The 16,848-nt window shown below is 63.2% G+C and carries 17 protein-coding genes and 1 pseudogene; 11 read left to right on the forward strand and 7 right to left on the reverse strand.

Translation table 11 applies throughout. From position 1 onward, the window contains the following. Positions 1 to 6: 6 nt before the first annotated feature. Genes ACR9ZC_RS02445 through ACR9ZC_RS02465 form a run of 5 tightly spaced genes read right to left on the reverse strand, consistent with a single transcriptional unit; the run spans position 7 to position 5,641 of the window. Complete coding sequence (locus ACR9ZC_RS02445; RefSeq protein ID WP_481578975.1) at positions 7 to 933, reverse strand: dihydrodipicolinate synthase family protein; 927 nt, start codon at positions 931 to 933, stop codon at positions 7 to 9. A gap of 21 nt (positions 934 to 954) precedes the next feature. Then, complete coding sequence (gene yjfF, locus ACR9ZC_RS02450) at positions 955 to 2,055, reverse strand: galactofuranose ABC transporter, permease protein YjfF (RefSeq protein ID WP_481578976.1); 1,101 nt, start codon at positions 2,053 to 2,055, stop codon at positions 955 to 957. Further along, on the reverse strand, positions 2,052 to 3,104 hold the full coding sequence (locus tag ACR9ZC_RS02455; RefSeq protein ID WP_331569436.1) for an ABC transporter permease: 1,053 nt from the start codon (positions 3,102 to 3,104) through the stop codon (positions 2,052 to 2,054). The genes yjfF and ACR9ZC_RS02455 overlap by 4 nt, the downstream gene beginning before the upstream one ends. Continuing rightward, entirely contained in the window at positions 3,101 to 4,627 is a 1,527-nt protein-coding gene (locus tag ACR9ZC_RS02460; RefSeq protein WP_331569438.1) for a sugar ABC transporter ATP-binding protein, read from the reverse strand. Before ACR9ZC_RS02460 ends, ACR9ZC_RS02455 begins: the two co-directional genes overlap by 4 nt. 48 nt (positions 4,628 to 4,675) lie before the next feature. Then, positions 4,676 to 5,641, reverse strand: a complete 966-nt coding sequence (locus tag ACR9ZC_RS02465; protein ID WP_173259983.1) for an ABC transporter substrate-binding protein — start codon at positions 5,639 to 5,641, stop codon at positions 4,676 to 4,678. 322 nt (positions 5,642 to 5,963) lie between these two features. On the opposite strand from ACR9ZC_RS02465, the gene ACR9ZC_RS02470 reads away from it, so the two are divergent. Further along, complete coding sequence (locus tag ACR9ZC_RS02470; RefSeq protein ID WP_481578977.1) at positions 5,964 to 7,706, forward strand: IlvD/Edd family dehydratase; 1,743 nt, start codon at positions 5,964 to 5,966, stop codon at positions 7,704 to 7,706. A 96-nt stretch (positions 7,707 to 7,802) separates the two neighbouring features. Here the strand turns inward: ACR9ZC_RS02470 and ACR9ZC_RS02475 are convergent. Further along, positions 7,803 to 8,530 (reverse strand): annotated as a pseudogene (locus ACR9ZC_RS02475) (FadR/GntR family transcriptional regulator). 267 nt (positions 8,531 to 8,797) lie between these two features. Between ACR9ZC_RS02475 and ACR9ZC_RS02480 the strand changes: the two are divergent. From ACR9ZC_RS02480 to ACR9ZC_RS02510, 7 genes are all read left to right on the forward strand, one after another. Beyond that, on the forward strand, positions 8,798 to 8,947 hold the full coding sequence (locus tag ACR9ZC_RS02480; protein WP_173259980.1) for a hypothetical protein: 150 nt from the start codon (positions 8,798 to 8,800) through the stop codon (positions 8,945 to 8,947). A gap of 47 nt (positions 8,948 to 8,994) precedes the next feature. Beyond that, the gene (locus ACR9ZC_RS02485) at positions 8,995 to 9,516 is read left to right on the forward strand and encodes a sigma-70 family RNA polymerase sigma factor (RefSeq protein WP_331569460.1); all 522 of its coding nucleotides are present in this window, start codon (positions 8,995 to 8,997) and stop codon (positions 9,514 to 9,516) included. Further along, positions 9,513 to 10,328 (forward strand): anti-sigma factor family protein, encoded by an 816-nt coding sequence (locus ACR9ZC_RS02490; RefSeq protein ID WP_481578978.1) that lies wholly within the window; start codon positions 9,513 to 9,515, stop codon positions 10,326 to 10,328. Before ACR9ZC_RS02485 ends, ACR9ZC_RS02490 begins: the two co-directional genes overlap by 4 nt. Before the next feature lie 139 nt (positions 10,329 to 10,467). Next, the gene (locus ACR9ZC_RS02495; protein WP_481578979.1) at positions 10,468 to 10,839 is read left to right on the forward strand and encodes a COG4315 family predicted lipoprotein; all 372 of its coding nucleotides are present in this window, start codon (positions 10,468 to 10,470) and stop codon (positions 10,837 to 10,839) included. Positions 10,840 to 10,981: 142 nt separating this feature from the next. Continuing rightward, positions 10,982 to 11,524 carry a DUF4142 domain-containing protein gene (locus tag ACR9ZC_RS02500; protein WP_331569466.1) on the forward strand — a complete coding sequence of 181 codons (543 nt, stop codon included), beginning with the start codon at positions 10,982 to 10,984 and terminating at the stop codon, positions 11,522 to 11,524. A gap of 34 nt (positions 11,525 to 11,558) precedes the next feature. Further along, positions 11,559 to 11,885, forward strand: coding sequence for a cupredoxin domain-containing protein (locus ACR9ZC_RS02505; RefSeq protein WP_481579694.1), 327 nt, complete (start codon positions 11,559 to 11,561; stop codon positions 11,883 to 11,885). Beyond that, the gene (locus ACR9ZC_RS02510; RefSeq protein ID WP_481578980.1) at positions 11,863 to 12,570 is read left to right on the forward strand and encodes an RNA polymerase sigma factor; all 708 of its coding nucleotides are present in this window, start codon (positions 11,863 to 11,865) and stop codon (positions 12,568 to 12,570) included. Before ACR9ZC_RS02505 ends, ACR9ZC_RS02510 begins: the two co-directional genes overlap by 23 nt. Positions 12,571 to 12,999: 429 nt before the next feature. Here the strand turns inward: ACR9ZC_RS02510 and ACR9ZC_RS02515 are convergent, their stop codons facing one another. Beyond that, positions 13,000 to 13,188: a copper chaperone gene (locus ACR9ZC_RS02515; RefSeq protein ID WP_481578981.1), complete on the reverse strand. Its 189-nt coding sequence runs from the start codon at positions 13,186 to 13,188 to the stop codon at positions 13,000 to 13,002. Positions 13,189 to 13,605: 417 nt separating this feature from the next. Between ACR9ZC_RS02515 and ACR9ZC_RS02520 the strand changes: the two genes are divergently transcribed. The 3 genes from ACR9ZC_RS02520 to ACR9ZC_RS02530 all read left to right on the forward strand — a co-directional run bounded on the left by ACR9ZC_RS02520 (position 13,606) and on the right by ACR9ZC_RS02530 (position 16,838). Continuing rightward, entirely contained in the window at positions 13,606 to 14,631 is a 1,026-nt protein-coding gene (locus tag ACR9ZC_RS02520) for a DnaJ C-terminal domain-containing protein (RefSeq protein ID WP_481578982.1), read from the forward strand. Beyond that, complete coding sequence (locus ACR9ZC_RS02525; RefSeq protein ID WP_481578983.1) at positions 14,628 to 14,945, forward strand: chaperone modulator CbpM; 318 nt, start codon at positions 14,628 to 14,630, stop codon at positions 14,943 to 14,945. The genes ACR9ZC_RS02520 and ACR9ZC_RS02525 overlap by 4 nt, the downstream gene beginning before the upstream one ends. A 303-nt stretch (positions 14,946 to 15,248) precedes the next feature. Next, positions 15,249 to 16,838, forward strand: a complete 1,590-nt coding sequence (locus ACR9ZC_RS02530) for a molybdopterin-dependent oxidoreductase (protein ID WP_481578984.1) — start codon at positions 15,249 to 15,251, stop codon at positions 16,836 to 16,838. The last annotated feature ends 10 nt before the right edge of the window (positions 16,839 to 16,848 follow it).

A 16,848-nucleotide genomic window follows, 5' to 3' on the forward strand; every position in this document is an offset into this window, starting at 1 on the left:
TGCTTCTTACCGGCCCCAGCGCAGCGCAAGCGGGTTCGCTTCGCGCGCCAGCTCGAGCAGCTCGGCGCGTGTCGCGCCCGCCAACGCTTCGAGCGGATGGCGCACGGCGTCGCTCTTGATCACGCCGCCTTCCATCATCACGGTTTTGGTGGCGCGCAAGCCGCACTGGCGGTTTTCGTAATTGATGAGCGGCAGGATGCGCGCATAGCCTTGACGCGCTTCTTCGCGTCGCCCGGCCCGGAAATCGTCGAAGACTTGCCGGATCAGGTCGGGCAGCAACGCGCTCGACATCGTGCCGGTTGCGCCGGCATCGAGGTCGGGCATCAGCGTGATGGCCTCTTCGCCGTCGAACGGCCCTTCGATGGTATTGCCGCCCGCGGCGATCAATGCGCGCAGCTTGGCCGCCGCTTGCGGCACTTCGATCTTGAAGTAGCGCACGAGCGGCAGCTCGCGTGCGATACGCGCGAGGAACGGCACGCTGAGCGCCACGCCCGAGAGCGGCGCGTCCTGAATCATGACCGGCACGCCTGCCGCTTCGGCGACACGCGCGAAATGCTCAAACATCGCCGCTTCGTCCACGCGCATCGTCGCGCCATGGTAGGGCGGCATGACCATGATGAGGCTCGCGCCCGCCGCTGCGGCACGTCGCGCACGGTCGGCCGCGATGCGCGTCGTGAAGTGGCTGCAGGTGACCATCACGGGCACGCGGTCAGCCGTCTGCTCGAGACAGACGTCGATCAACGTATCGCGCTCGGCGTCGGTCAGCGCATATTGCTCGGAGTAGTTGGCCAGAATGCAGATGCCGTCGACACGCTGGTCGACCATGCAGTCGATCACACGGCGCTGGCCGTCGAGATCGAGGTCGCCCGATTCGGTGAACGGCGTCGGTGCGACAGGAAAGAGACCCGAGAACGGTCGGGAAAAGGTCACCACAATTCGACTCCTGGTTGAAAGCTATCGGATGTTCGCCTGAGCGGGTAGCGCGCGCTCGTTCAGACTCAAGGGCAGGGCGCCTTCGTCCGAGGGGCGTGTTTCGTCGACGGCGGCCGCGTGGCCGCCCAATCCCGAGCCGTTTGCCTTGCGGCGCGCGGCCTGCCGCTCGATGACGCGCTGCAGCAGGCAGAACACGCAAAGCAGCGCGCCGATGACGATGCGGGTCCACCACGAACTGAGCGTACCGTCGAACGTGATCAGCGTTTGAATGGTGCCGAGCACGCCGACACCGAACACCGAACCGATGACATAGCCGACGCCGCCGGTAAGCAGCGTGCCGCCGATGACGGCCGCGGCAATGGCGTCGAGTTCCATGCCTTGCGCCTGCAGGCCGTAGCCCGACAGCACGTAAAGCGTGAAGACGAGACCGCCGAGCGCGGAACACAGTCCGCCGAAAGCGTAGACGCCGATCTTCGTGCGCGCGACGGGCAAACCCATCAGCAGTGCGGACTTTTCGTTGCCGCCGATCGCATAGACGTTGCGGCCGAAGCGAGTGAAGTGCGCCACGTAGATCGCCACTGCCAGCATGGCGAGCGCGATCAACGCACCCGCGTTGAGATCGCCGCTGCCGACCGGTACATGAAAGCTCGCCAACGCATGAAACGATGCTTCATGGATTTCGATCGACTGTGTGGTGATCAGAAAGCACGCGCCGCGGGCGAGGAACATGCCCGCCAGCGTAACGATGAACGCTTGCAGCTTGAAAAAATGGATCAACGCGCCCATCGCGGCACCGTATGCGGCACCGAGCAGGAGCACGAGCGGCGCAATGGCCCAGACGGGCCAATGCAGCCGTTCGGAGAGGATCGCGCAAAGAATCGTCGTGAAGGCCACCACGGCCCCGACGGACAAGTCGATGCCGCCCGAGACGATGACGAACGTCGTGCCGATCGCCACGATCAGCAGGAACGCGTTGTCGACGAGCAGTCCGACGAGGACCTGTAGCGAACCGAAGCCGGTGTACATCGCCGAGCCAAAGCCGAACAGCGCGGCAAAGAGGATGACGGTAACGGCGATCGGCAGCGTGCGCGGATCGATGAGTCGCTGCAATACGGCTCTCATTTGGCCGCCTCGTTGACAGGTTTGACGCGCGCCAGCACGACCGCACGTCCGATGAGCCGGACGATCGTTTCGCGCGCGCTTGCCGATTGAATGATGCTCACGAGCAGCACGACGATCGCCTTGACGACGAGCGTCGCTTCGGGCGGCACGCCGATGGAATAGGTCGTGTAGGTGAGCGTTTGAATGATGAGCGCGCCGAGCACGGTGCCGGCAAGCGAGAATCGGCCGCCGAGCAGCGAGGTTCCGCCCAGCGTGACGGCGAGGATCGCATCGAGTTCGAGCAACAGGCCCGCGTTGTTGCCGTCAGCGCTGCGCACGTTCGAACTCGTGATGACGCCGGCGAGCGCGGCGGCCAGTCCGCAAAACACATAGACGCCGAAGACGATCGCGCTCGCGCGCAATCCGACGAGGCGCGTTGCCACCGGATTGATGCCGATCGCACGAATGAAGAGCCCCAACGCCGTGCGATTGATGAGCAGTGCGGTGGCCGCCGTCGCGCCGGCCGCGATCCACACGGAGCAGGGCACCGCGGCGAGATAGCCGCCGCCGAGCGTCAGATAGCTGTGCGCCGAGATCGGAATGATCTGCCCGCCGGTCAACAACTGGGCGATGCCGCGGCCCGCGACCATGAGGATCAGCGTCGCGATGATCGGCTGCATGCCGACGAACGCGACGAGCAAGCCGTTCCATGCGCCGGCCACGAGCCCGACGCCCAGGGCGGCCGCCACGGCACGGCCGACATGCGTCGGATCGTCGGCCAGCAACATGGCCGCTGTGGCGCCGGCGATGGCGACGACGGTCCCCACGGAAATGTCGACGCCGCGTGTGGCGATGACGAGTGTCATCCCGAGCGACACGATGGCCAACGGGGCCGCACGGTTGAGAATGTCGATGGGTGCGCCGAACAGATGTCCGTCGAGCATCGTGATCGCGAGGAAATCGGCGCGATGCGCGACGTCGAGTGCGAACAGCAGCACGAGCGTGAGCACGGGCCACAGTAGCGGGTGCCGCAAAGCGGCCCGAAGGGCAGTACCGATGCGTGCTGTCATGACGCGTTGCCTCCGGCGATGAGCCGATAGACTTCGTCTTCGTCGAGCTTTTCGCCCGCGAGCTCGGCGACCTTGCGCCGGTCGCGCAGCACGGCGACGCTATGGCTTACGCGCAACACTTCGCTGAGTTCGGATGAGATCAGCAGGATGCCGAGGCCTTTCGCGCACAGGGCAAGAACACGGTCCATGATGTCGAATTTGGCGGCGACGTCGATGCCGCGCGTGGGTTCGTCGAGAATCAGCATGCGCGGCTCGATGGCGAGCCACCGGGCCAGCAGCGCTTTTTGCTGGTTGCCGCCCGAGAGCAATTCGATCGGTTGTTCGGCATCGCGCGCACGGATCCCGAGCGACGCGATGTATTCATTGGCGATGCGCCGCTCTTTCGCGCGCCCGAGCGGGCGCCACCAGCCGCGCCGCGCCTGCAGCGCCAGCACGATGTTTTCGCGGATCGAGAGCGCGGCGACGATGCCTTCCTTCTTGCGATCCTCGGGGCAGTAGCCGATGCCGTGGCGCACCGCATGCCGCGGCGAACCCAGCTTGACGGGTTTGCCGTCGACAGTCACGGTGCCCGTATCGGCGCGCTCGGCGCCGAACAGCAATTGAGCCGTTTCGGTGCGACCCGAGCCGAGCAGGCCCGCGAGACCGACGATCCGTCCCGGCTCGATCGACAGATCGACGGGATGCAGCAGCCCGCGGCGTCCTACGCCCTTCATCTGGAAGCGCGCCACGTCGGCGCTGTCGGCGGGCGCCTGCGTTGCCTGGCGGGCGGCGGCGTTGGCCTGCCGCTCAGCCATGCGCGTGTCGCCGACCATCTTTTCGACGAGCGTATCGACGGGCAGATCCTTCGCCAGATATTCCCCTTCGCGCTCGCCGTTGCGCATGACGGTGATACGGTCCGACACGGCGTAGGTCTGTTCGAGAAAATGCGTGACGAACAGAATGGCCATGCCGGAACGCTTGAGCTTGCGTAGCACGTCGAACAGCCGTGCGACTTCGCTGTCGTCGAGGCTCGACGTCGGCTCGTCGAGAATCAGCACGCGCGCATCGACCGATACTGCGCGTGCGATCGCCACCATCTGTTGCACGGCGATCGGGTACGTGTCGAGCGACTTGGTGACGTCGAGCGACACGTTCAGCTGTGCCAGCGCCGCTTCGGCTCCTTTGCGAATCGCTTTCCAGTCGATGGCGCCGCGGCGCATCGGCTGGCGGCCCGCGAAGATGTTTTCCGCGACCGACAGATTCGGACAAAGGTTGACCTCCTGGTAGAGCGTCCGGATGCCGGCGGCCTCCGCTTCGAGCGGCGCCGCGAAGTCCACGGGACGCCCCTCGATGCGAATTTCACCGGCATCGTGCGGATGCACGCCCGTGAGCACGTTGATCAGCGTCGATTTGCCGGCGCCGTTCTGGCCCATCAGCGTATGAATCTCGCCTGCGTACAGATGCAGATCGACATTGCGCAACGCCTGTACGCCAGGAAACGACTTGGAAAGGCCGACGGTTTCGAGCACGAGAGGGCCGGTCATGGGCATTCGCTTGGGGCTTGGGTTCTCAGGGCCTTGCGGCGCGCCGGATCAGTATTTACGCTGCGGCAGGACCTGCGCCGCGACGTTCATCGGGAACACCGTTTCGTTCGTCACGATGCGCTTGGGCAGTTGCTTGCCCGCAACGATGTCTTTGACGGCCGACATCAACTGGGGTCCGAGCAGCGGGCTGCACTCCACGTCGACGTTGATCTTGCCGGCGATCATCGCCTGGAAGCCGCCCTTGGTGGCATCGAACGACACGACCTTCACGTCGCTGCCGGGTTTGATGCCGGCTTCCTCCATGGCCTGGATCGCGCCGAGCGCCATATCGTCGTTATGCGCATAGACGACGTTGATCTTCTTGCCGTAGGTCTTGGCGAACGCTTCCATCACCTGCTTGCCGCCCGCGAGCGTGAAGTCGCCGCTTTGCGATGCGATGATCTTGAACTTCGGATCCTTCTGGATGATTTCCATCAGGCCGGCGTGGCGATCGTTCGCGGGTGCGGAGCCCACCGTGCCTTGCAGCTCGGCGATGTTGATCGGGCCCGGGTTGTCCTTGTACGTTTCCTCGAGCCAACGGCCGGCGCGACGGCCTTCTTCGAGGAAGTCCGAACCGATCATCGTCACGTACAGATCCTTGTCCTTCACGTCGATGTTGCGGTCCGTGAGCACGACCGGGATATGGGCGCGCTTCGCTTCTTGCAGCACGGGCTCCCAGCCCGATTCGACGACCGGCGAAAACGCGATCACATCGACTTTCTGCGCAATATAGGAACGGATCGCCTTGATCTGGTTCTCCTGCTTTTGCTGCGCATCGGAGAACTTCAGATTGATGCCGGCATCCTTCGCGGCCTGCTTGACCGAGACGGTGTTCGCTGTGCGCCAGGCGCTTTCCGCGCCGACCTGCGCAAAGCCCAGCGTGATTTTCTTGTCTTCCGCATGGCCCGCAACGGCGGCCGTGAGAAGCGTGACGGTAAACAAGGCCTTAAGCGTCTGGCGTACGGTGCGTCTCATCTGTGTCTCCGGTTTCTCTTCGTTTGTCTTTGTTGCTTGCGCCTATCCCCGGCTCGCTTGCGCAGACCCGGAAATAGCCAAACTATAGGCATCGAGTCATGCGGGCGCGATTAGCGTTTTCCCCAGATCACGAAACCCAATAGTCATGCTATTTCTGTGTGGTTGTTGCGAGAGGTTGGCGCGCCAAACGGTGCATTCTCGCGTAAATCGCAGACCGAGGGGCATTGACGGCTCGACCAAAAGTTTGGGTTTCTCAAATAGTGGTCAGCGCTCGGCAGTCCCGATATAGTATTACTACTTACCGAATTTTATCGAACAAGCTATGACCGACAAACGCGCTAAGCTCCGTTCCGCCCAGTGGTTCGGCACGGCCGACAAGAACGGCTTCATGTACCGCAGCTGGATGAAGAACCAGGGCATTCCCGATCATGAATTCCAGGGCAAGCCGATCATCGGCATCTGCAACACGTGGTCGGAGCTGACGCCCTGCAACGCGCACTTTCGCAAGCTGGCGGAGCATGTGAAGCGCGGCGTCTTCGAGGCGGGCGGATTTCCGGTGGAATTTCCCGTCTTCTCGAACGGCGAGTCCAACCTTCGGCCCACGGCGATGTTCACGCGCAACCTGGCGAGCATGGATGTCGAAGAATCGATCCGCGGCAATCCGATCGACGCCGTCGTATTGCTTGCCGGCTGCGACAAGACTACACCGGCGCTGTTGATGGGGGCGGCGAGTTGCGATGTGCCCGCCATTCTCGTGAGCGGCGGCCCGATGCTCAACGGCAAGCACGAAGGGCGGGACATCGGTTCCGGTACGGTCGTTTGGCAATTGAGCGAGCAGGTCAAGGCCGGAAAGATCTCGCTTCACGAATTCATGTCGGCCGAGGCCGGCATGTCGCGTTCGGCCGGTACCTGCAACACGATGGGTACCGCCTCGACGATGGCCTGTATGGCCGAAGCGCTCGGAGTGACGTTGCCGCACAACGCAGCGATCCCGGCTGTCGACTCGCGCCGCTATGTCCTGGCCCATCTATCGGGCATGCGGATCGTCGAAATGGCGCTCGAAGATCTGCGCCTGTCCAAGCTGCTCACACGCGAGGCATTCGAAAACGCCGTGCGCGCGAACGCCGCGATCGGGGGCTCGACCAATGCCGCCATCCATCTGAAGGCCATTGCGGGGCGCATCGGCGTGCCGTTCGAGCTCGATGACTGGACGCGCATCGGGCGTGGCACGCCGACGATCGTCGATCTGCAACCGTCGGGGCGCTTTCTGATGGAGGAGTTCTATTACGCGGGCGGCTTGCCTGCCGTGCTGCGCCGGCTCGGCGATGCGGGCCTGCTGCCGCACCCGGATGCGCTGACGGCCAATGGCCGCTCGATCTGGGAGAACTGTCAGGAAGCGCCGCTCTACAACGCCGAGGTGATCCGGCCGCTCGACAATCCGCTCGTCGCGGACGGCGGTCTTTGTGTGCTGCGCGGCAACCTCGCTCCGCGCGGCGCGGTACTCAAGCCGTCCGCCGCCACGCCTTCACTGTTGAACCATCGCGGCCGCGCCGTCGTATTCGAGAACTTCGACGATTACAAGGCGCGCATCGCCGACCCCGATCTCGATGTCACGGCCGATTCGATTCTGGTGATGAAGAACTGCGGACCGAAGGGTTATCCCGGTATGGCGGAAGTCGGCAATATGGGGCTGCCGCCGAAGATCCTCGCGCAGGGTGTGACCGATATGGTGCGGATATCCGATGCGCGCATGAGCGGCACCGCCTATGGCACCGTAGTTTTGCACGTGGCGCCCGAGGCACGCGCGGGCGGCCCGCTCGCCATCGTACGCAACGGCGACTGGATCGAACTCGATTGCGACGCCGGCCGACTGCACCTCGATATCTCGGCGGCAGAGATGACGGCGCGTCTCGCCGAATGGAGCGAAACGCTTCGCGCGGCGCCTGCCGATGCGAGCGGTTATCGCAACCTCTATGTCGACCACGTATTGCAGGCGGATGAAGGATGCGACTTCGATTTCCTGGTTGGCTGCCGGGGTGCTGAAGTGCCGCCGCATTCGCATTGAAGTGCGGACGGTACGAGGGCAGGGTGTATGACTAAGACGCGGCTTTAAGAAGGCCGGCACGAACGACTGACGTTGTTCGTGCCGGCCTTTTTATCGTCACCGCGAGTTGCGAGCCGCCACTTCGAGAATCGTCTCGGCGTCAGCGCGAGCGTTCTCGAGTTGCACGAGGCTTGCCTGACGTGCGCCGAGCGGATCGCGGTTTTCTATTGCCGTCAAAATGGCCTTGTGACGCGGCAGCGACAGTGCATGCGTGTCCGGGTGGCGGCTCGTCAGCTTGATCGATTCGGAGAGCGCCAGCGACATCATGTTGCCGATGAAGGCAAGCATGTCGTTGTGCGTAGCCGCCATGATCGCGCGATGGAACTCCAGATCGGGATCGAGCAATGCCGACGCCGTTTCCGCGTTCGCCATTTGTTCGAAGGCCCGGCGAATGCGCGTCAGATCGGCTTCCGTGCTTTCGGAGGCCGCCAGCGCGGCCGCGGCCGGCTCGATGATGCGGCGCACTGTCAGCAGCGAGCGAAAGAAATCGCCCTCGGGCGTACTGCTGATGGTCCAGAACAGCACGTCGGGATCGAGCATGTGCCATTCTTCCCGTGGGCGCACGACGCTCCCCACGCGCGGCTTCGATACCACGAGCCCCTTGGCGACCAGCACACGGGTGGCTTCGCGCAGAACCGGCCGGCTCACGCCGTAGGCTTCGCAAAGGCTCGGCTCGGGGGCAGGCGTTCGCCGGGCGCAAATTTGCCGCTGACGATCTCGATGCCGAGTTCCTGCACGATCCGAGCGTGCATGCTCTTGCGATTCTTGAGATGCCGATAGTCCATGGTCTGTTCAATGCGGTGCGCTGACCGCGCGAAGCGAACTCACGCGGGCTGCGTAGCCGCGGAGGGTGTTCGCAGCATAGCATGGGCCAACGCACGAATTATCGAAAAAATGACGCCATCAGGGAATAATCGAGTACCCCAGCCCGTTAAGGAAAGGTGATCGAGTCGCATGGGTGCGGTGAACGCCGTCTCGGTCGCTTGCCGTTCGATGGCCGGGGCGCCGGTATCAGCCAGGCGCGGCCATTACTACCTCAACTGGAGCCCAAGATGAAAATCCGTCAATTTCTCCCCGCAGTCTTCACGATGCTCGTTCTGGCGCTGGCATCCTTGTCGGCCACCGCGTGCTCGACCACCGACGGTTCGATGGGCTCGACCGGCGCGTCGAGCTCGGGCGGCAGCGGTAGCGGCGGTTATTGATCGCCGGTGCACGCCATGAAGACCGCGCGAGACGCGGTGACGCACGCGTGAGCTTCGAAGCCGACGTCATCGGCAAGCTGCCGCAACTGCGCCGCTACGCGCGCGCGTTGACGGGCGATGCCGCATGGGCCGACGATCTGGTGCAAGACGCGGCCGAACGCGCGCTCCTTCGCCGCAAGGCGTTCGAGCCGGGCAGCAACTTGCGCGCGTGGCTCTTCACGATCCTTCGAAACCTGTACATCGACCAGTTGCGTGCGCGGCGCGAGATCGCGGTGGACGACGAAAGCGCGCCCTGGCGCAACCTCGAGGCGCCGCGCGGCGAGGTCGACGGTCTGGTCCTGCGCGATGTCCAGCAGGCGCTCTATCACCTGTCGATGGAGCAAAGAGAAGTGATCCTGCTCGTCGGTGTCGAAGAACTGACGTATCAGGAAGCGTCGAACGTATTGGATATACCGATCGGCACCGTCATGTCCCGGCTTTCGCGTGCGCGGGAGCACATGCGGATGCTGCTCGACGTGGGGCCGGCGCATAAGCCGGCGCCCCTCAAAGTTGTGAGAAACAAGCCATGAACGACGACCATCGCGACTCCGGGCCGGAAGCGGGCAAAGCGGACAAAGCAGGTGAAGCGGGCATCGATTCGCAGATGCTCGGCGCGTTCGTCGACGGGGAGCTGAACGAAACGCATCGTGCAGCGGTGCTGTCGGCACTCGAGCGCGATCCCGAAGCAAAGGCACGCGTGGCCGCATGGCGAGCCCAAAAAGCGGCGCTGCGCGCCCTGTGCAACGCGCCGGAAGAGGGCGCCGCTCCGGTAATCGTGCTGCGCGCGCGCACCGCGTGGCCGCGGCGCATGGCACTTGCCGCGGGCTGGCTGGCCGCAGGGATCGCCATCGGTGTCATGGCCAGTACATTGATGCCCGAGTTGCGACGGCATCAGGAGCCGGCGACGTTCGCGCGTCGTGCCGATATCGCGTATGCCGTCTATGCGCCGGAAGTCCGTCATCCGGTCGAAGTCGGGGCGGGCGACGAGGCGCATCTGATGAGCTGGCTGTCGAAACGGCTCGGCAAGCCGCTGTCCGTGCCGTCGCTCCGGGAGTACGGCTACTCGCTCGTCGGCGGACGTCTGTTGCCGGGCGAAGCGGGGCCGGCCGCACAGTTCATGTACGAGAGCACCTCGGGTGCGCGCCTCACGCTTTACGTCACGCGTATTCCCACTGACGAAACGGCGTTCCGGCTGCTGCGCGACGGCGATCGCCGCACGTTCTATTGGGTCAGCGATCACCTCGGGTACGCATTGTCCGGCCCGATATCCGAGGCGAAGCTGCGCGCGATCGCGATCGAAGTTTGCAGCGCGCTCGGCGGCAAGCCCGAATCGTGGCAATGACCAGGTAAATTGACGGCGCATGGAATAGCGGCGCTATCGAATCCGTTTATCGCATGGATTGCGAACATCGGATGCAGATGATATGCGGCCGGCATTCGCCGATTCCACTCATGAGCTTTGCAATCGAACGGAGAACAACATGATCAAATCCCTCGCCTGCGTTGCCGCCGTGGCATGCGCCATTCCCGTTGCAGCACTTGCCGAACAACCGAAAACAGCCAACGGCATGCTCGTGGACGAAGACGGCATGACGCTTTATACCTTCGACGCGGACGCGAAGGCGGCGGACGGTGCTAGCGCATGCAAAGACCAATGCGCGACCATCTGGCCCGTAGCGAAAGCGGACGACTACGACAAAGCGAGCGGCAACTGGACGCTCGTGAAGACTGCGGACGGCAAGCAACAATGGGCCTACAACGGGCACCGGCTGTATCGCTTCACGAAAGACGCCAAGCCCGGCGACAAGAACGGCGACGGCGTCAAAGGCGTCTGGCATATCGCCAAACCCTGACGCGCGCGTGCCGCCGGCACGCGGGACGGGTCGTCCTCAAAAAAATGGGAACGCGCCGATCGGATAGGACATCTATCGGCGCATGGACGGCGAATCGGCTCATCGAGCCGAATGTCGCTGCCCGCTCACCCGGAGACCCAAGATGAAGCACATCCCATGCGCCGTGGCACTCGCTGTTTTCTCGCTGCTGGCAATCGACGCGCACGCCCAGCAAGCCGCTGCCGCTCCGACGGATCCGCAAATCGCCGCGATCGTCGTGACGGCAAACCAGGTCGATATCGATGCCGGAAAGCTCGCCGGCGCACGAAGCCATAACAAGGACGTCAAAAGCTTTGCGCATCTGATGGTGACCGACCACAGCAGCGTCAATAAATCGGCGGTCGATCTCGTCCACCGGCTCAACGTGACGCCGGAGGACAATTCCACCAGCCGCGCGTTGAAGCAAGGCGGCGACGAAAACCTCACGAAGCTGAAGAAGCTCAAGGGCGCCGCATTCGACAAAGCTTATGTCGATCACGAGGTGGCCTATCACGAGGCGGTGCTCGACGCCATCGACAAGACACTGATTCCCGACGCGCAAAATGCCGACCTGAAGGCGTTGCTCGTCAAGGTTCGGCCAGCCTTCGTCGCTCATCTCGAGCACGCGCGGCAGCTTCAGACCGAGCTGGCGAACAACGGGGAATGACATGTCCTCGAATGCACGGCTCGCTCGCGCCGCAATGTGTGCCGCTGTTTCGGCGTGGGTGTTGCTCGGCGCGCACTCAGCCCTGGCAGCGGAACATATCGTGACGATCGAGGGGATGCAATTTTCGCCTGCGTCGGTCACCGCCGAGGCGGGCGACGAAATCGTATGGGTCAACAAGGATCTCGTCGCGCATACCGCCACCGCCACGGGCCGTTTCGATTCCCGAACGATCGAACCGGGCCATCGGTGGCGCTATGTCGCGCGGGCTCCTGGCACCTATTCTTACAGGTGCACACTTCATCCGACAATGAAAGCGACCCTCATCGTGGAGAAAGGACATGAACGGCGCAACACGAAGTGACGCCGAAACGGTATTGATGTCGGCGCTCGGGAGGCAGCACGATGCCGCGCTCGCGCGGCTGATCGCCGCCGGCGATCGCGCAGCGTTCGTTCAGATGATGCGACACCACAACCGGCGGCTCTACCGTCTCGCGCGAGCCGTCTTGCGCGACGACGCCGAGGCCGAGGATGCGTTGCAGGATGCCTATCTGGCTGCCTACAAGGCAATCGGCGGATATCGCGCGCAGGCGTCGCTTGCAACCTGGCTGTCGCGCCTCGTGCTCAACGAGTGCATGGGACGGCAACGGCGCCAGGCACGCCGGAACAACGTGGCGCCGATGTTCAGCATGACGGACAGCGACGGAACGGAGCATGACATGGCCGACACGGAGGGCGCGGATGCCCCTGACGAAGCATTGCAACGCAGTGAAATCCGCGCACTGCTCGAACGCAAGCTCGACGCGTTGCCACAGGCATATCGCGTCGTTTTCGTGCTGCGCTGCGTGGAGGAACTCAGCGTCGAGGAGACGGCCCAGTACCTGGATCTTCCCGAAGCGACGGTACGTTCGCGCCATTTCCGCGCACGCAGCATGCTGCGCGAATCGCTGGCGAGAGCGCTCGATCTTGCAGAGGGGGAGGTGTTTTCGTTCGGAGGGGCGCACTGCGACCGCGTCGTCGAAGCGGTGCTCGTGAAGATCGATCGCTAATGGGGCCACCAATCGCCGGTATCTCGAGCTCTCACGCGTGCCGCATACGAGACGCGTAGCGCCTTTGGGCCGTGAAGGCGCGACGGTCGCCGGCTTGAGCGATCCCGCCTTCAGACATGATCTATGACGCTGTTCCCGTCGTCTCGATACCGGTTGCCGCGCTCGTCGCGACCGGTGCATGTTCGGGATGAACGGCGGGAGGATCGCTTGCCGGAAAACTCTCCGCCCCTGCCTCATCGATCAGGGCTTCAATGTGATCTGCGCGCTGACGGGCCGCACGCTCAACTTCACGAGAGGTTTGCATGATGGAGCCTCAATGATGGTCTCGACTGCGATTAGGGTCTGAGGATGCGTCTTTCGATGCCCGACGCGTCGTCCTACTTAAGTCGGACAACTCAGCTCATCCGACACTACCCGCCCGGCCCCGGATCAACCTTTGCTGATCCTTGCCTTGTAGCCGGCGTCCTCGAACGCAACCAGGAATTCCTCGGCCATCATCCACGAGTCGATCTTTACGATTCTGGCATCAACGTCGACATCGACCTTCGCGTCAGGATCGACCGCTCCGATGGCCCGGGCGAGCGTCTGTGCGTCGCCATCCCCGGTCATCTTTTCCATTTCGAATTCCATACGTTCGAATTGCATGCGCTGCTCCCTCGGTTCTGATTATCGGCCTGCCCGCGGCTATTCAACCTTCTCTTTTGCATCATGAACTTCGGCAACTCAATTGAATTTAAACTATGTCACAACATGACCTATAGTGAAGCGCACAGGAGCATCAGGAAAATGTGCAGTTGAATGCACGGTAGCGCCGGGCGTCCTCAGGAGTGACAAGACCCAGCATATCGCCATGCACAAAGGTGGCGCGCTAAAAAAGATCGATTCCTGATCGACGTTGACTCCTACCGTACAGACGGGCTCCCGACGAATGTGCAACGTTGTTGCTGCACGCTGGCACGCTGCGCGCATCGACCCTCCAGGGATCGCTTCCAGCGTGGCCCAACGTTACGCCTTACAGCATGATTGGCGGCTTGAATGAAATACAGGGACTACTACGAGGTTCTCGGACTGCCACGCACCGCGACGCAGGACGAGGTCCGGCGCGCGTATCGCAAGCTCGCGCGCAAATATCATCCGGACGTCACCCAGCAGGCTGACGGCGAGGACCGTTTCAAGGAACTGGGCGAGGCCTATCAGGTCCTCAAGGATACGGAGAAGCGCGCAGCCTATGACCGTTTGGGCCGCCAGTGGCAGAACGGCCAGGATTTTCAGCCGCCGCCAGACTGGGACGAGGGCTTCGAGTTCAGCGGCGCAGGCAATGGGGCCAGCGCGAATGCGGATTTCAGCGAATTCTTCGAGGCGATGTTCGGCGGTGCGCGGGCAAGCGGCGAGTCGCGGCAAACGAAAAGGCATGGCGCAGCCCCCGATCGCGGCGCCGCCACCGCGGACGATCTGGAGGATGCCTATCGTGGCACGCAGCGCCCGATCCCCGGACAGGATCATCACGCCAAAGTCGCGATCGATCTGGTGGACACCTATCACGGCGCGCAGCGCTCCATTTCGCTGCAAATGCCTGTCCTCGATGCACAGGGTCATGTCATCCTGCAACAGCGTACGCTGCATGTCAGCATTCCCAAGGGCGTGCGGCCTGGGCAGCACCTGCGCCTTGCCGGTCAGGGCGGCGCCGGCCTGGGACATGGAGCAGCCGGTGACCTGTATCTGGAAATCGCCTTCCGCGAGGATCCGCGTTTTCGTGTCGACGGACGCGATGTTTCGCTCGATGTACCAGTGGCGCCCTGGGAGGCGGCACTCGGCGCCCAGGTAACCGTTCCTACTCCCGATGGCTCGGTCGAACTGACCGTGCCAGCGGGATCGGCCAGCGGCCGGCGGCTGCGGCTCAAGGGGAAGGGCATTCCGGCGAGGACGCCGGGCGACCTGTACGTGATATTGACGATCGTTCTGCCACCGGCCGACAGCGACAGCGCGCGGGCGGCCTACGAAGCGATGCGGCAGGCGTTCCACTTCGATCCGCGCGCGCATTTTACGGGTGGTCGACCATGAAAGAATCGGTGACGGTCTTCGTGGAAGGTGAAATTGTTGAGGAAGACGTCGAGTTCACGCTCGTTGAATTGTGCCGGGCGAGCGGCGCGTCCGAAGAACAGCTGACGTTATGGATCGCAGAAGGCGCCGTCGAGCCGCAAGGCACCGCGCCGCGCGAATGGCGCTTCAGTGGTGCCGCACTGCGCCGCGTGCGAACCGCACGACGGCTCGCACAGGATCTCGAGATCAACGCACCCGGCATTGCGCTCGCGCTCGACCTGCTCGATGAAATCAACGCGTTGCGGGCGCGTTCCAGGCGCTCGTCCGCTCGCTGAGCGTGTTTTTCGCGTTTCTCATCGGCTCAAAGGCGAGCCGGACATCGAGGCCCAGGTTATGCGGCCAAGCCATGGTTGGGCTGGCCGGCTAATCTGAATCACGGCGGTTGAGGCGCGACTGACGGAGCACGGGTTGCGGGACTGCAAGAAGGAGAGGGGATGTCACACATTCACCCGGCACCGCCACATGATCCGGTGGAGGTAAGTCTGAGTCCCGCGGACGACCGGGTTCGCCTGAATCACTGGCTACCGCCGCAAACGGGCGTGGTTCCCCGGATCCGAATCGGTCAGCGCTGGGTCAACGTGCTGTGGGCATTGCCGATTGCTTTCGTACTATCGGTTATCGGCGTGGCTATCGCACAGGCACTGCGGCAAGTCCCGGCGGTGCAGGAATTCCTCGTGCGCTACCCGGGTATCCCGCCATCCGCAGTGGCGGTCGTCACGGGATTCCCCGCCTGGCTCAGGCTGCAGCATTTCCTGAACCTGTTCTTCATGGCGTTCATTATTCGCGCCGGACTCCAGATTCTCGCCGATCATCCACGCTTGTACTGGAAACGCGACTGCACGCCCGGCACGGAATGGTTTCGCTTTCAGAAGGCCGTGCCCGCCGGCCGGGTGTGGACTGCGAAGGACGATTCGGTCACGCTTCCCGCGTGGCTCGGTATTCCTGGAATCCGTCACTCCATCGGCCTCGCCCGATGGTGGCATTTTTCGATCACGCTGTTGTGGATGATCAACGGCATCGTCTTCTACGCGCTGCTGTTCACGACCGGCCAGTGGCAGCGGCTGGTGCCGACAACATGGGAAGTGATTCCCAACGCAGCCTCGACCGCCCTTCAGTACCTGTCGCTCACGTTCCCCGCCGATCACAGCTGGCTGCGCTACAACAGCCTGCAACAAATCACCTATTTCATCACGGTATTCATCGCCGCGCCCACCTCCATCGTGACCGGCTTCATGCAGAGCCCGGCGATCTCCAACCGGCTCGGCTGGGTCGGCCGGGCGTTAAATCGGCAGCGGGCCCGTTCGATCCATTTCATCGCGCTGTGCTGGTTCCTGTTCTACATCCTCGCGCATGTGACGCTGGTGTTCATCACCGATGCCCGGGTTAATCTGAACATGATGTTCGCGGGCGTGAACGGCGACTCCTGGAGCGGCGTGCTGGTCTTCGTCCCGGCCATGGCGCTTGTCGCCGTCACCTGGTGGCTGGCGTCTCCGTTCACGCTCCGTCATGCGCGCCTCGTTCAGCGGATCGGAGCGTTCCTGGCCCGGCCGTTCAATAGCGTGACGCAGTGGTGGGATCCGACGAGCCAGCTTACCGAGCAGGACATTTCGGCGTACTTCTGGCCCAACGGGACGATGCCGGCGTCGTCCGAGTTCGACGAGCTCGTGAAGGACAGTTTTGCGCATTACCGGCTGAGAATCGATGGGCTGGTCGAACAGCCGGCAGAGTTCTCATACGCCGAGCTGAAGGCCATGCCGAAGCAGGAACAGATCACCACGCATTTCTGCATTCAGGGATGGTCCGGGGTCGCCAAGTGGGGCGGGGTTCCGATGCGTCATCTCCTCGATCTGGTGAAACCGACCACCGATGCCTGCTACGCGGTGTTTTATTCATTGGCCGATGGCGGCGACGGTGGACGCTACTACGACGTGCACAGCATCGCCAACATGCGGCACGAGTTGAGCATCCTCGCCTACGAGATGAACGGCGCGCCCCTTAGCGTGCTGCATGGCGCGCCGTTGCGGCTGCGCTGCGAGAACGAACTCGGCTTCAAGATGGTCAAGTGGATTGCAGCGATCGAGTTCGTGCATGATTTCGCCGACCTCGGTGCGGGTGAAGGCGGCTACAACGAGGATCACGAATTCTACGGCTACCGAGTACCGATCTGAGAAATCTGCG

The sequence above is a fragment of the Trinickia sp. HAY1-2D genome (assembly GCF_056754935.1).